This is a genomic window from Amycolatopsis keratiniphila (genome assembly GCF_000400635.2).
Taxonomy (GTDB): Bacteria; Actinomycetota; Actinomycetes; order Mycobacteriales; family Pseudonocardiaceae; genus Amycolatopsis; species Amycolatopsis keratiniphila.
The window spans coordinates 2321187-2335187 of record NC_021252.1; the positions used below are offsets into that span (position 1 = coordinate 2321187).

17 protein-coding genes, 1 tRNA gene and 1 pseudogene are annotated in these 14001 nt (G+C 68.5%); 13 read left to right on the top strand and 6 right to left on the bottom strand.

What is annotated here, in order from left to right:
* Window positions 1-19 precede the first annotated feature (19 nt).
* Window positions 20-493, top strand: a complete 474-nt coding sequence (locus tag AORI_RS51810) for a MarR family winged helix-turn-helix transcriptional regulator (protein WP_016332545.1) — start codon at window positions 20-22, stop codon at window positions 491-493.
* Window position 494: 1 nt separating this feature from the next.
* Here the strand turns inward: AORI_RS51810 and AORI_RS51815 are convergent, their stop codons facing one another.
* Together AORI_RS51815 and AORI_RS51820 are read right to left on the bottom strand one after the other, a co-directional pair.
* Entirely contained in the window at window positions 495-1658 is a 1164-nt protein-coding gene (locus AORI_RS51815) for an FAD-dependent monooxygenase (RefSeq protein ID WP_016332546.1), read from the bottom strand.
* 58 nt (window positions 1659-1716) lie between these two features.
* Window positions 1717-2862, bottom strand: coding sequence for a CaiB/BaiF CoA transferase family protein (locus tag AORI_RS51820; protein ID WP_016332547.1), 1146 nt, complete (start codon window positions 2860-2862; stop codon window positions 1717-1719).
* 137 nt (window positions 2863-2999) lie between these two features.
* Between AORI_RS51820 and AORI_RS51825 the strand changes: the two genes are divergently transcribed.
* From AORI_RS51825 to AORI_RS51855, 7 genes are all read left to right on the top strand, one after another.
* Window positions 3000-3818: an NAD(P)H-binding protein gene (locus tag AORI_RS51825; RefSeq protein ID WP_016332548.1), complete on the top strand. Its 819-nt coding sequence runs from the start codon at window positions 3000-3002 to the stop codon at window positions 3816-3818.
* Window positions 3819-3892: 74 nt separating this feature from the next.
* Complete coding sequence (locus tag AORI_RS51830; RefSeq protein WP_016332549.1) at window positions 3893-4153, top strand: hypothetical protein; 261 nt, start codon at window positions 3893-3895, stop codon at window positions 4151-4153.
* A 9-nt stretch (window positions 4154-4162) separates the two neighbouring features.
* A complete protein-coding gene (locus AORI_RS51835) occupies window positions 4163-5554 on the top strand; it encodes a sensor histidine kinase (protein WP_016332550.1) in 1392 nt (463 codons plus the stop codon).
* The gene (locus tag AORI_RS51840) at window positions 5551-6213 is read left to right on the top strand and encodes a response regulator transcription factor (protein WP_016332551.1); all 663 of its coding nucleotides are present in this window, start codon (window positions 5551-5553) and stop codon (window positions 6211-6213) included. The genes AORI_RS51835 and AORI_RS51840 overlap by 4 nt, the downstream gene beginning before the upstream one ends.
* A 60-nt stretch (window positions 6214-6273) precedes the next feature.
* Window positions 6274-6858, top strand: a complete 585-nt coding sequence (locus AORI_RS51845; protein ID WP_016332552.1) for a DUF4956 domain-containing protein — start codon at window positions 6274-6276, stop codon at window positions 6856-6858.
* Window positions 6855-7622 (top strand): VTC domain-containing protein, encoded by a 768-nt coding sequence (locus AORI_RS51850; RefSeq protein ID WP_016332553.1) that lies wholly within the window; start codon window positions 6855-6857, stop codon window positions 7620-7622. The genes AORI_RS51845 and AORI_RS51850 overlap by 4 nt, the downstream gene beginning before the upstream one ends.
* A gap of 56 nt (window positions 7623-7678) precedes the next feature.
* On the top strand, window positions 7679-8116 hold the full coding sequence (locus tag AORI_RS51855; protein WP_016332554.1) for a hypothetical protein: 438 nt from the start codon (window positions 7679-7681) through the stop codon (window positions 8114-8116).
* Between the two features lie 25 nt (window positions 8117-8141).
* Here AORI_RS51855 and AORI_RS83860 read toward each other — a convergent pair whose 3' ends face one another.
* On the bottom strand, window positions 8142-8288 hold the full coding sequence (locus AORI_RS83860) for a hypothetical protein (protein ID WP_016332555.1): 147 nt from the start codon (window positions 8286-8288) through the stop codon (window positions 8142-8144).
* Window positions 8289-8510: 222 nt separating this feature from the next.
* Between AORI_RS83860 and AORI_RS51860 the strand changes: the two genes are divergently transcribed.
* Window positions 8511-8587, top strand: a tRNA-Ile gene (locus AORI_RS51860).
* Between the two features lie 605 nt (window positions 8588-9192).
* Window positions 9193-9729, top strand: coding sequence for a hypothetical protein (locus tag AORI_RS82400; protein WP_016332556.1), 537 nt, complete (start codon window positions 9193-9195; stop codon window positions 9727-9729).
* A gap of 137 nt (window positions 9730-9866) precedes the next feature.
* Here the strand turns inward: AORI_RS82400 and AORI_RS84230 are convergent, their stop codons facing one another.
* The gene (locus AORI_RS84230) at window positions 9867-10124 is read right to left on the bottom strand and encodes a hypothetical protein (protein WP_016332557.1); all 258 of its coding nucleotides are present in this window, start codon (window positions 10122-10124) and stop codon (window positions 9867-9869) included.
* A gap of 233 nt (window positions 10125-10357) precedes the next feature.
* On the opposite strand from AORI_RS84230, the gene AORI_RS84235 reads away from it, so the two are divergent.
* Window positions 10358-11005: an RHS repeat-associated core domain-containing protein gene (locus tag AORI_RS84235; RefSeq protein WP_016332558.1), complete on the top strand. Its 648-nt coding sequence runs from the start codon at window positions 10358-10360 to the stop codon at window positions 11003-11005.
* A gap of 439 nt (window positions 11006-11444) precedes the next feature.
* Here AORI_RS84235 and AORI_RS84755 read toward each other — a convergent pair.
* Window positions 11445-11782, bottom strand: a pseudogene (locus AORI_RS84755) (sensor histidine kinase); the annotation flags it as partial.
* A gap of 30 nt (window positions 11783-11812) precedes the next feature.
* Here AORI_RS84755 and AORI_RS82820 point away from each other — a divergent pair.
* Both AORI_RS82820 and AORI_RS82825 read left to right on the top strand, forming a co-directional pair.
* Window positions 11813-11986 (top strand): tyrosine-type recombinase/integrase, encoded by a 174-nt coding sequence (locus AORI_RS82820; protein WP_016332559.1) that lies wholly within the window; start codon window positions 11813-11815, stop codon window positions 11984-11986.
* A gap of 372 nt (window positions 11987-12358) precedes the next feature.
* Window positions 12359-13066, top strand: coding sequence for a DUF3558 family protein (locus AORI_RS82825; RefSeq protein WP_081809657.1), 708 nt, complete (start codon window positions 12359-12361; stop codon window positions 13064-13066).
* A 42-nt stretch (window positions 13067-13108) separates the two neighbouring features.
* Here the strand turns inward: AORI_RS82825 and AORI_RS51885 are convergent, their stop codons facing one another.
* Window positions 13109-13996, bottom strand: coding sequence for a TIGR03621 family F420-dependent LLM class oxidoreductase (locus tag AORI_RS51885; protein ID WP_043847983.1), 888 nt, complete (start codon window positions 13994-13996; stop codon window positions 13109-13111).
* Between the last annotated feature and the right edge of the window lie 5 nt (window positions 13997-14001).

The window sequence follows — 14001 nt, forward strand, 5'->3', positions numbered from 1 at the left end:
TAAGTGTTAGCGTCGCATCATGGGTGAAGCCACGCAGGTCGCCGAGTCGGTGCGCTGGGCCGTTTCGCGGCTGTCGTCCCGCCTGCGGGCGGAGCAGCCCGGCGACGATCGGAGCCTGAGCAGGCTGGCCGCGTCGGTGCTGGCCAACCTGCGGCACAGCGGGCCGTCGACCGTCAGCGCGCTCGCCGCGATCGAGGGATTGCAGCCGCAGTCCCTGACCAGGGTGCTGAACGCGCTCGAAACGGAAGGCCGCGTGGCCCGGCGTCCCGACGAGCACGACCGGCGGGCCCAGCGGATCGCGATCACCGACGACGGCCGCGAAGCCCTGCGCGCACACGTCAGCGACGGCAACCGCTGGCTGGCCGGGGCCCTCGACGAAACGCTGACCCCCGCGGAACGGGAGATCGTGCGGGTGGCGGCGGGACTGCTGCTCCAGGTCGCCGAGCACGGAGCCGGGGAAGGGCGCGGACACGGGGCCGCGCCCCCGCTCTGAATCAGCCCTGCCGGGCGAGCGCGGGGTACTCGTCGAGGGTGATGTCGGTGGCGAACTTGTCGGTCACCCACAGCATCCCGCGCAGCAGGAGCCGCCGCTTGAACATCTGGTCGCGCAGTTTGATCCGCAGGGTGGTCGGCGGTGCGAGGAACGGCCCGGCGTTGGCGTTGCGGGCGATCTTGGCGTAGCCGAGGAACTTCTCGTCGTACCGGCGGAAGGCGAGTGCGTGGTCGCCGTCCGCCGCGGCGAGTTCGCCCGCGATGACGTACGCGGCCACGACGGCGAGCCCGGTGCCGAAGCCGCCCAGCGTGTTCCCGTACGCCGCGTCGCCGAGGAGCGCGACGCGGCCGGTGGAGTAGCCGTCCATCGTGACCCGGGCGATCGAGTCGAGGTAGACGTCGTCCGAACGCTTCACCATCTCCATCAGCTCGGGCAGCCGCCAGCCGCCGCCGTCGAACGCGGCGGCCAGGATCTCCTTCTGCCTGCCGGTGTCGTAGCGGTCGTAGTCGATCTCGGGGGAGGCGAACACGAAGAACGCGTTCGCCTTGGGCCCGCCGGTGGCCGCCATCCGGCCGGGCTCGTTGTACATCACGGCCGGGCCGCCGTCGGGCTCGTCGGTTTCGACCAGGGCGTAGTAGTGGCCGAGGTGCCGCACGTAGTCGGCTTCCGGGCCGAACGCCAGCCGTCGCACGGTGGAGTGGATGCCGTCCGCGCCGAAGACGAGGTCGAACCGCCGAGGGGCTTCACGCTCGAAGGTGACATCGACGCCGCCGGGAGTCTCGGTCAGCGAAGTGATCGAGTCGCCGAAGACGTACTCGCAGTCCGACGAGGTCCGGTCGTACAGGATCCGGGCCAGATCGCCGCGCCTGATCTCGACGTCGCCGCCGGTGAACTCGCCGGGCAGGACGGCGAGCGGCCGTCCCTCGGCGTCGACGATGGTCTGGTCGAGCCCGCCGGTCTGCTGCCGGTAAATCTCGTCGAGGATGCCCATCCGCTGGAGCACGGCGCGGTGGGTGGCGCCCTTGAAGTCGACCGCCTGGCCACCGCCGCGGAGTTCCCGCGACCGTTCGACCACGGTGACCGCGTAACCCTGGCGGGAGAGCCAGAAGGCGAGCGCGGGACCGGCGATGCTCGCGCCGGAGATGAGGACTGTCCTGTTCGTCATGGCAGGAGCTTCACGGCCGGCGTTGACGAAGCGCTGACAGTCCGCTGACCGCCGTCCGTCAGCTCCAGCCGGGCAGGGGAAGGGGCAGTTGCCCAGGCGCGTCCGGCGGCGCTGTCTCGTAGCGCGGTGGTGTCGCCGACAGCCCGATCGGGTTACGGGTCAGCCGCACGGACGTGCCGTCGGGCCGCGGGAGATCCACCGTCGGGCTCAGGCCGAGCCGTTCGGCCAGCGCGAACGCGCCCGCGACGTCGTTGACCTCCCCGGCGGGCACGCCTGCCGCGCTCAGCTCCGCCGCCCAGTCGGCCGCGGGCCGTTTGCCGAAGTGGTCTTCGAGCAGCGCGCGCAGTTCGGTCCGATGCGCGACCCGGGCCGGATTGGTCGCGAAGCGGCTGTCCTCCGCGAGGTCCGGCAGGCCGATGACCTCGCACAAGGCCGCGAACTGCCGGTCGTTGCCGACGGCGAGCGCGAGTTCGTGATCGGCGCAGGGGACGAGTTCGTACGGGGCGATGCTGGGATGCCGGTTGCCCATCCGCGCCGGGACCGTCCCGCCGGAGGTGTAGGCGCTGCCCTGGTTGACCAGGGCGGCGAGCAGGCTGGACAGCAGGTCGATCTCGACGCGCTGTCCCTGCCCGGTGCGGTCGCGGTGGCGCAGGGCGGCGAGGATGCCGACGCTCGCGAACAGCCCGGCCAGCACGTCGACGAGCGCGACGCCGACCTTCTGCGGCTCGCCGTCCGGGTCACCGGTGATGCTCATCAGCCCGCCGACGGCCTGGATGAGCAGGTCGTACCCGGGCAGCGCGGCGCCGCCGCCGGAACCGAAACCCGTGACGGAGCAGAGAACGAGGCCGGGGTTCGCCGCCAGCAGCACCTCCGGGCCGAGGCCGAGGCGCTCCATCACGCCGGGCCGGAAGTTCTCGACCACGACGTCGGCCTCCAGGGCGAGCGCGCGGGCCTTGGCGAGATCGTCCGGATCGCCGAGGTCCAGCGCCACACTCGTCTTGTTCCGGTTCACCGACTGGAAGTACGTCGCCTGACCGGCCGCGTCGTAGGGCGGGCCCCAGCTGCGGGTGTCGTCGCCGGTGCCCGGCCGCTCGACCTTGATCACCGTCGCGCCGAGGTCGGCCAGCAGCATGGTGGCGAACGGGCCGGCGAGCACCCGCGAGAAGTCGAGGACGCGAAGCGGGCCGAGTGCGGTTTCGGACATGGCCCGACCCTAAGCGGCCGCCGCCGTCCTCGAAGTTGTGATCGCGCTCACGAACCCAATACTTTCCTCTAGGTACCTACTATCTCAGGGAAGGTAGCTTCGGTCGCGTCAACGCAAACGCGAATCGAGGAGAGACCATGATCGTGGTGACCGGAGCGACCGGGAACGTGGGACGGCTGCTGGTGGAAACCCTTGCCGCCGCAGGAGAAGAGGTGACGGCGGTGTCGCGCCGGATCTCGGCGGCGGACGTGCCCGACGGCGTGCGCACCGTGCAGGCCGACCTCGCCAGGTCCGACGGATTGAAGCAGGTCTTCGACGGCGCGGATCGGATTTTCCTGTTGACGTCAGGGGAATTCATGGCGGCGGGCGGCGACGTCGCGGACATCGTCGCGGCCGCCGGGGGAGCCAGGATCGTGCTCCTGTCCTCCCAAGGCGTCGGGACCGGGCGGCACGCGCCCGCGTTCGAAGAGGCGGTCAAAGCGTCGAGTCCGGAGTGGACGGTGCTGCGGCCGGGCGGGTTCGCGTCGAACGCCTTCCAGTGGGCACCGGCGATCCGGGCCGACCGGGTGGTCGCCGCGCCGTTCGGCGACGTCGCCCTGCCCGTCATCGACCCGGCGGACATCGCCGACGTCGCGGCGGCCGTGCTGCGCGAACCCGGCCACCACGGCCGGACCTACGTGCTCACCGGACCCGAACCGATCTCGCCCCGGCGGCAGGCGGCGGACCTCGGCGAGGCACTGGGCGAGCCGCTGCGATTCACCGAACTGAGCGAAGCCGAGGCCCGCGCCGCGATGTCGGAGTTCATGCCGCCGGTGGTCGTGGAGGCCACGCTCTCGATCCTCGGCACGCCCACGGAAGACGAACTGCGGGTCAGCCCCGACGTCGAAAAGGTGCTCGGGCGGCCGGGACGTACCTTCGCCGAATGGGCGGCGCGCAACGCGGCGGCGTTCAAGTGAGCGGGAGGGCTCGATGAGAAAGTTCTCATCGAGCCCTCATCGGCGGCTCACCGGTTCCGGGCAGCCTTGGGGGTATGCGAGTCCGAATCATCGTCCTGGCCGGGGTCGCCGCCGTCGTGGTGGCGGCCACCGGCACGTTCGCCGTCATCGCGGCCACCGCGGACTCACCGCCCGACCTCGGCCCGGCGGTCGTCGCCCCGGCGGGGCAGGCCGTCACCGGCCCGGGTGAAGCGGGGGCCCCGCCCGCCGTCGTCCCGCCCCGGCTGGCCGGGCACGACGACGACGTCGATGATGACCCTGATGACGCCGATGACCACTTCGACCTCGACGACTGAGCGGGGCCGATGAGCGCCCGCGCCCGGATCCTCGCGTGGGTCCTGCTGGTCGTGCTGCTCGCGCTCGCCGGATCGCTGCTGGCCACCCGGACCGTCCTGCACAACCAGCTGGACCAGCGCCTCGACAACGAGATCGCGCACGAGACCGGCAAACTCCGTGCCTTCCTGGCGTCGCCGGACGCCCGCCCGGCCGGGCAGCCCGCCACCGTCGAGGCGGTCCTCGGCCGTCACCTGGAACGGAATCTGCCGGAGAAGTACGAGACGTTCTTCTCGATCAGCGACGGTGCCGCGTCGAGGCGGAGCGCGATCGAGCCGCCGGTCCGTCTCGACACGGACCCGAAATTCGTCGCCGAACTCTCCAGGGCCACGAGCCCGGCGTATGGCACGGTCACCACCGCGGTCGGGTCCGCGCGCTACGGCGTCGTCCCGGTGACCATCGAGGGCTCGCCGGGCCGCGGCGCGCTGGTGATCGTCGAGTTCGTCGACCACGCCGCGGGCGAGATCAACGACGTCGTCGGCGTGATGGCCGCGATGTCGGGGGCGGCGCTGGTGCTGGCCGGGCTGATCGGCTGGCTGGTCGCCGGCCGCATCCTCGCGCCGGTGCGGGAGGTGCGCCTGGCCGCCGAGCAGATCGGCGAAACCGACCTTTCCCGCCGGATCGAGGTGCGGGGTTCGGACGACGTCGCCGCGCTCGGGCGCACCTTCAACACGATGCTGGACCGGCTCGAAAGCGCCTTCGCCGGGCAGCGCGACTTCATCGACGACGCCGGGCACGAACTGCGCACCCCGATCACGATCGTCCGCGGCCATATCGAGCTGATGGGTGAAGATCCCGAGGAGAACGCGGCCAACCGGCGGCTGGTCCTCGACGAACTCGGGCGGATGCAACGGATCGTGGACGATCTGCTGGTGCTCGCCAAATCCGGCAACCCCGACTTCCTCGCCCCAGGTGAAACAGATCTCGCCGACCTCACCGTCGAGACCCTGGCCAAATCCCGTCCGCTGGCCGACCGGGTCTGGCGGCTCGACGCGGTGGCCGAGGTGAAGGTCCGCGCGGACGGGCAACGGCTCGCGCAGGCCTTGCTGCAGCTGGTCTCCAACGCCGTCCGGCACACTTCGCCCGGCCAGGAGATCGCCCTCGGCTCCAAGGTGACGGCGACGACGGCGCGGCTCTGGGTCCGCGACACCGGCGAGGGGGTCCCGCCGGATTCGAGGAGCCGGATCTTCGAACGGTTCAAACGCGGCAGCAACTCCAGCGGCGACGACGGCGCCGGGCTCGGCCTCGCGATCGTCGCCGCGATCGCCGAAGCGCACGGCGGCCGGGTGCTGCTCGACACCGTGCCCGGCGAAGGCGCGACGTTCACCATGGAGATCCCCGTCGCGGAAGGTGTGGACCGGTGACCAGTGTGCTCGTGGTGGAGGACTCCGCCAGGATCGGCGCCTTCGTCGAGAAAGGCCTGCGGGCGCAGGGTTTCGCGACTCGCTGGGTTCAAACCGGCTCCGAAGGGCTGACCGAGGCGCTGACCGGCGCGCACGACCTCGTCGTCCTCGACCTCGGTCTGCCGGACCTCGACGGCTCGGATCTGCTGCGGGCCCTGCGCGCGGCGGGCCGGACGGTACCGGTGATCATCCTGACCGCGCGGGACAGTGTCGTCGACCGGGTCGCCGGGCTGTCCGACGGCGCCGACGACTACCTGGCCAAACCCTTCGCGTTCGAGGAACTGCTGGCACGGATCCGGTTGCGGCTGCGGGGGAATCCCGAAGCCGAGCCGGCCGTGCTGCGTGCCGGGGACCTCTCGCTCGACCTGCGCACACGGCGGGTTTCGGTGGCGGGGGAGGAGAAGGACCTCACCGCCCGCGAGTTCGCGCTGCTGGAGACGTTGCTGCGCAACCGCGGCCAGGTGCTGTCCCGCGAGCAACTGCTCGGCGGGGTCTGGGGTTTCGATTTCGACCCCGGCTCGAACGTGGTGGACGTCTACATCCGTTATCTGCGCGGGAAGATCGGCGCGGAGCGGATCGAAACCGTGCGGGGGATGGGCTACCGGCTCGGTGAGTCCTGATGAGACGGTTCTCATCGGGATCTCACGACGGTCTCTTTCTCGGGCCGCACAGTGGTCTCCATGACCACGACACTGCTTCATCTCACCGTCGACCTCGTCGCCGCCGTGATCCTCGCCTACGGCATCTACGCCCGCCGCCATCACCGCGGTGACCTCGCCTGCGCCTATCTCGCGCTGAACGTCGGCGTCTGCGTCTCGGTTGCCGTGCTGCTGTCCGTGTCGACCGCGAGCGCGCTCGGGCTCGGGCTTTTCGGCGTGCTGTCGATCATCCGGCTGCGGTCCGATTCGATCAGCCAGCAGGAGGTCGCGTACTACTTCGTCGCGCTGGTGCTCGGCCTGGTGAACGGGCTGCCGTCCGCGGACTGGCGGATCGTCGCCGTCTTCAATGTGCTGTTGCTGGCCGTCATGTACGTCGCCGACCACCCGTCACGCACCCGCGGCCCGCAGCGGCGGACGGTCGTGCTCGACACCGTTTACCCCGACGAGCAGACGATGCTGATGGAACTGCGTGCGCGGCTCGGCGGAACGGTCGTGCGGCACAGTGTGTCCGAAGTGGACTATGTCCGCGAAGTCACCGTCGTCGACGTCCGGTTCCGGCCGGACACCGCCGCGGTCGTCCACGGCGCCCCGGCGGGGCACCGGTGAGCGGGCGCGGCACGGCCACCGTCGCCGCGGTGGCGAAGAGGCTTCCTTCGCTGTCGCTGGCCGAAGTCGTCGCCACGAGCGGGCTGATGAGCCGGACGGACCGCAAGTACGTCCTGCCGCTCAACGACTTCCTGGCCGTCGCCGAGGTGCTGTCGCTCCGCTGCCTGGAGATCGAAGGGCAACGGGTGTTCGGCTACTCGTCGACCTATTTCGACACGCCGGATCTGGCGATCTTCCGCGCGCACCGGCAGGATCGCCGTCGCCGGTTCAAGATCCGCACGCGGACCTACACCGACTCGGCCGACACCTACTGCGAGCTCAAGGTCAGCGGACGGCGGGACGAAACGGTCAAGATCCGCCGCCCGCATCCGGCCGAGGCGGCGCACGGCCTGACCGTGCCCGCGCTGACGTTCCTCGACGACGCCCTCACCGCCGCCTACGGCCGCCCCGCGCCCCGGCCGCTGCTCCCCGCGCTGGTCACCGACTACCGGCGGACCACCCTCGTCACCGCCGACACGCGGATCACCTGCGACACGTCGCTGGTCTGGCGCTCCGGCCCCCGGAGCCTGGCGGCGGGGGACGACCTGGTGCTGCTGGAGGTGAAGTCGGCTTTCGAGCGCAACAGCGTCACCGAGGCGCTGGCGAAACTGCGGATCCGGGAGCAGCAGTCGGTGAGCAAGTACTGCGCGGGCCTGGTGGCGCTGGGCCTGGCGACCGGCGGGAACCGATGGCGGCCGGCGCTGCGACGGCTCGGGGTGGCGTAACGCTCGCGGCGCGGCCGCCGACCCTTGCTTTCGGGTTCCGAGCGAGGAGGACGAACATGAGGACCAGGGAAAAGGCCGCGCTCGCCGTGGCGGGGCTGGCCGTCGCCGCGGCCGGGGGCACCGTGTTCGCTGGGACGTCCGGCGCCGTCGGCCCGTCGCCGGCGCCGAGCGTGCAGGCCGCGGAGACGTCGTGCGTGACCGACGGCGCCGGGATGTGCACCGTGCAGCACACGCTGGGCGCGGTCCCGGCGGTGGTGGTCGTCTCGGCGAACACGCCGGGGCAGTTCAACGCGTACATGCTGAACACGGTGCAGGGCTCGTACACGGCGACGACATTCAAGGTGCGGGCGATGTTCGACCAGACCACGCCGAAGGTGGGCGGGGCGATCTGGTTCAGCTATGCGGCTTATGGCGCACCGATCGTTCAACCGACCAGTTCGAGGTTGTTTCCGCCGCCGGCCGCGCTCACGACACCCGAGTCGCCGGGCCGTTGACCGTCCAAAATAGACCGGTACTCGACTACCTCGGCCGGTCGTCCAGCTCCTCGGACAGGATCGCGTCGATCCGAAGACCGGCTCGCCGCAGTACCCGGATGCTCGCCCTCAGTGACAACACGATGCCGATGACCGCCACGACACCGAGCCCGATGGCGACCGGATTCGCCACGAGCGCCTCCCTGCCCGACGGGCCCGGACGGCATGCCGCCCGGCGCTGGTCCCTGAAACCTAGCCGGGCCGGCTTTGCCCCGCGCCGGAAACCAACTGATCGGCCTAGGCGATCGCGGCAGGTGAACGCTGTGATAGCTTGGAACGAACTGGGACTTCTGTGCGTTCGCAAACCCGCTGTTCGGGCTGGGACGGCTCCCGCGGAGGTGTCAGGACACCGTTGGGGCCGGTAGCTCAGTTGGTTAGAGCAGGGGACTCATAATCCCTTGGCCGTCGGTTCGAGCCCGACCCGGCCCACCACGTCAATATCGCTGTCGATCTGCGGGATGTTGGTACTTCGGCGGCAATTTCGCCTCGGCGTTAATCGTGACTGGGCTCCGTTTGCTCTGGTGTGCTGATAGTAGGAGAAGTGCTTTGCGGAGCCGGTTGGTGGCGTCGCAGCCATTCTGATTCCTCGTCGCAACTGCTGCGGTGGGGGGCTTCAGTAGGTCGGTTGGGCGTGACCTCGAGCAGAAGGTCAACGACAGACACGGTTTCGTCTCAGTCCTGTGCACCTTGTAGTTAAGCGATCACGCCAGACGGTGGACTTCAGGCATTCGGGTACCCATCGCCAGTGTTCGGCGAACAGTGCGATCGGCCGCGCCGGCCATTGGGGTGCCGGGCGCCCTGGGGCACGCTGTCCCCGGTGAATGCCTAGGCCGTCGGCTCCCGTGACGATCATCGTGACGGAATCGATCCGGGGGCCGCTGCCGCGTTCACCGCGTCCGGGGTAAGCCGGTATTGAACGAACGGGATTGGGTCGAAAGGCCCAAGAGATCGAGGTCTTCGGACTCCCAACGAGAGCGGCCGTTCCAGCGATCTACCGGGAACAGAAGAAGGTCGCCTGCTATGGAGGTCGTTCAACCATGAGGATCAATCGGAAGATCGGTGTCGTCGCCGGGACCGCAGCGGGTGCCGCGCTCTTGTTCGGCGGGATCGCCCAGGCCTACACGCTGGACCCGGCCACGGGTACCGGTTTCGTCGGCAAGGGCGAGGTCCAGACGCCTTTTGGCTGGAACAACGCCAAACTGCAGGCCAACGCCTCCGGGGTGAGCTTCACCTACGACGAGACCGGCACCTATGCGGCCGTGTGCACCTGGGTCACGGGCGAAGGCACGAAGGGCGAGAAGACCCACAACGTCGCCCATGCCACCTCGACCTCCGTCGCCAACGAGGTCACCTACGACGCCAGGGTAAAGACCCAGATCACCGGGTTCACGCTGAAGGGTTTCAGTACCACCACGACAACCGGCGAGATCCCGTTGGTCGGCGAAGCCTGCCCCGGAAACCCCGGCACGAACGGAACATGGACCAGCGTGACGGAGACCGGCTCCACCGGTGGCCTTTACGTTCACTACGGCACGGCGACGGCACTGCTGACCCCGACGGCCCCTGTGGTCTGAGGCCCTCGTGGTCAAGCCTGCCCGGTGGACTTCCGCTCATCGGGCCGGCGTGGTCGGCGAGCGTTAAGGCCAAGGGATTTGCCTCGCTTGCGTGGGGTGACTTGCTGCAGTCGCCACACGCGGCCACGCGGCGATCATCACTCTTGCGGTTGCAGTCGGTAGAGTGCGCCCGCCTTCACGGCGATCACTCCGCCGATCGAAGTACCGGCTGGTGCGACGGCTTGCCAGGCCATTCCTTCCGGTGCGGGAGTCTTCGTCCTGGCGGCCGAACCCGGCAGGCCGATGAGGCCGCCACCGATGACGACGTTGTTCTGGTCGACGACGAGAACGCAGTCGGCTCGCGTGCCGCCGATGGTGGCCCAGCCGCTGAGGACCGTGTCTCCAGCCGGCGGCATGCTGATTTCGCCGCGCGTGTTCCCAGGTTCGTGCCACGGGGGAGTGGGGTCGGCGTCGAGAGGTGGGTGCCGAGTTCGGGTCCGCCGCAGCCGAGGGTGAAGGTGTCGTTGAACGGGTAGGCGCCGAGTGAGCGGGCCGCGGGTGCGGCGGCGCGCTGGATGTGCAGGGCATCGAGGACGGTGGGAGCGTCTACGCGCAGGGCGATGGCCGCGAGGTTCAAGGGGGCGTAGTCGTGCCGGACACGTTCTGCTTTGGCGCCGCCGATGGCGTGGGTGACCAAGGCGGATGGCTCGGACAACATCAACGCGGCACCGAACATGCCGGCGCGCTCGCGCTCGTCGAAATGGGCGCACGGCCGTACAGTCCGGTTCTCGGCCGGTTCCTGAGTGTCGACCCGGTCGAGGGTGGCTCCGCCAACGACTACGACTACGTCGCCGCTGACCCCGTGAACGCGATGGATCTCGACGGTACTCGCGTCCGGCATCGCAAGTACTACCACCGCAAGTACTATCACCGCTCCTACAGCAAGCGCAGCTATCGCCATCGCGCCGTTCAGCACAGGTACGGCCGTTCCGGCCATCGCGGCTACCATCGATCGTCCCGGTACGCGCGCAACCATCGCGTGGTGACACGGCGAATGCACTACTCACCACGTCGGCGCGGCGGTGGCGGCGCAGGCGGCGGTGGGTATTCGCTCGGTTTCTGCGACTACGCCAGCGCGGCACTCAGCGTTGGAGTCGGTCTCCTCGCGTCTCCCCTAGGCCTGTGGGGCAGTGGTGTGGCAGGTGGCGGAGTCGGCCTCGCCACAACCTATCGCTGCAACAATCCCAACGACTCGACCTATGATCCCTTCGACAAGTACAACTGGCCAACAGACTGAGCTGCCCGGGCCGCAGATTGGACGAAAATGTCAAAGAACCGCGCGGGCTACATCTTCCTGATAGTGCTGTGCGGAACAGGAGTCGTCTTCTGGGTCAACCAGGCTCCTTCGATCGGGGTTCCCCTGATCGGTGCCGCGATCGGCGCCCTGCTGGGCGCGGCAATTCGCTCGCGCAAATCTAAACGACGAGATTAGGGCTGGACAGCAAAGTTCTGCCGCCGCTGCTGGTTCTGGTGTCGGTGAAGCCAGCCCTGGAAACTCCGGCACGGACGGAATGTGGACAAGCGTGACGGAGATCGGTTCCACTGGCGGGCTTTACGTTCACTACGGAATATCGACGGCATTGCTGACCCCACCGGTTCCGGTGGTCTGAGTCTCACGGTCATGCCGGCCTGGTGAACTTCGGTTCACCGGGCCGGCGTCGTATTCGGGGAGCATCAGCTTGTCCGTCGCCGCGCATGACGCATAACTCCAGCCGCTCGGTACCGGCGCGCAGCGCGATGCATCGGGCCCCGCGGAGCAGGGGCTTGCTCTCGGCCCGCCGGTGATCGCGGGGGAGATCCTTCCCGAGCTTCCCAGGTACCGGTGATCGCTCGCTGCGATAGCGCTGCAACGTTACGTCTACTTGGGCGGCCACCTGCTGCCGAGCCAGCTCTCGTAAGGCCGTGAGATTGCCGACTCAGAAGTAGTTGGCGAGCGCGGCGTCGACCTTCTGAGCGGCGTAGACGTTGCCGTGGCGAGCCGTCTGCGCAGCGCCTGCGGCGTAATGTCGGCGAGCACGACCGCCGCCACGGCGCGGCCACACTCATGATCGCCGCCGGAGCAGAACTCAAAGTCGTGCAAGAGCTGCTCGGCCACTCCTCCATCGCGGTCACCGCAGACACCTACGCCCACGTCCTGTCCGAGCTCGCCCGCGACACCGCCGAAGCCGTCGCCGCCATAGTCCCGCGCGACCAACGACACAACCGCCACACCGCCTGATCCGCGAGTGGGGATCGGCCTGGCTTAAACTGGCGTTGACCTGCGCAAACCGGCAGAATTTGGCATCTGACGACACTGGATGACATGCCGGAGCCGCAGTCTCACAATCCCTTGGCCGTCGGTTCGAGCCCGACCCGGCCCGCCACATCGATATCGTTGCCGACCTACGGGGATATTGGTTTTTCGTCGGCAATCTCGCGGCTGGGCTCCGTTTGCTCCGGTGTGCCGATAGTAGAAGTTCTTTGCTTCCGCAGTTGGACAAGCTGTTGGCTTCACATCACTCACGGATGGTCGTCGGACACGTGATCATCCTCTTCGCAACCGCACTCCTGGTAGCCTCCCTTCACTTTGGATGGGGGAGATGAGCGCAAGATGCCAAACGTGGAGTGCCTCGGCTATCTGAGAGCCGGTCGAATCGCAGTGTTCGTCGCCGCGTCGGCAATGCTGTGTCTAGTCGGGTGTTCGTCGGACAAGTCTGGTTCGGCGCCGCAAGGCAAGGCCGCCGAGAACGCGGCCCCGTCGTCCGCTGACCCGGAGACCAAGACGTCCACTCCGGACGCTTTGTGTGAACTTCTCACGCCTGCTGAGCTGTCGATGCTTACCGGAGAGGTGTCCGATCCGAAGGCTTTGGCTGTCGGCGGGATGCCGGCGTGTCATTGGGAGACGCCTGCGGGGGGACGTGTCCAGGTGATCGGTGCGTCAGCCGGAACGTGGGCAACGCAATTGCCGGCAGCAATCGAGCAGGTGAAGAGGTCGGGACTGCTCGACGATCCGGAGACGGCTCGCAAACTGGAAGCGGCTCGCGACCTGATCGCCTCAGGCAAGGAGATCGCACCGGATCGTGCCTGTGAACTGTTCTCCATGCTGCTGGAGGTGCAAGGACTACCGGCCGGCAGCTCCCGCACCGTGAATCTCATTCCCACTCGGGAGAACCCCAAAGCCATCAACGGACAAACTTGCAGCGGAGGGAGATTCACCTCCGTCCAGCTCGTCGCGCCGAACCTGAGCGGCTCCGACGAGGAGGCCTCGAGACTGTCGAGCGTGCTGACCAAGGCACACGAACGCAACCGCGGCGCGTAGTGCTTCTTCTTTCCGGAATTGCGACAACAGTGGCCCGACCGGTTACCGCATAACCTCGATCACCTTGCCGAAGGCTTCCATCGCCGGTTCCATCACCGTGATGTAGTTGATCCCGTACACCTCGCGGTTCTCCCGGAGCTGTTCGGCGATCTGCCGCGGCGTTCCGATCGACACCGTCGGAGCGGCGAGAATCCGTTCGTCGTCCAGGTGCGGCGCGAAACGGCGGACCTGATCGAGCGCAGACCTCCGGTCCTTGGTGAGCACGGTCGCCTTGGACAGGAGGTTGTATTCGATCTCATCGGCCCGGGGACCGGCCGCGCGACGCGCGAACTCGGTCCGCTCCACCATTTCCTCGGCGGGCGCGATGACCATCCGGCCGTACTCCGGGCGGTACCGGGCGCCGACGAAGCTGATGATCTCCGCGTTCCGCGCCGCCAGCCGCAGGACCCGATCGCCGTGTCCGCCGACCAGTATCGGCGGATGTGGCCGCTGCACCGTCTTCGGGTGCTCCGGATCGGCGAGAAGGCGCTGCAGCTCGCCGAGCGTCGTCTCCAGGCGGTCCACCCGGCTGCCCGGGGTACCGAAGGGAATGCCCGTCTTCTGGAATTCCCATTCGACGTAGCCTGTGCCCAGTCCGAGTTCGAGCCGGCCTTCCACGAACTGATCCACCGTGACCACGTCCCGGGCCAGCAGCGCCGGATTGTGAAAACTGGTGTTCAGGACATAGATACCGATCCTCGGCCGCTCCGTCGCTTCCGCCGCGAGGATCACGGAGGGAAACGGAGACGGGAGGTTCACGTGCTCACAGGCGGAGACGACGTCGTAACCGAGTTCTTCCGCGCGGCGGCACTTGGCCACCCACTCCGCCCGGGAACATGCCTCGGACACCAGGACAACGCCGAACCGGAACGGTGCACGTGGCGCACTCATGTCGT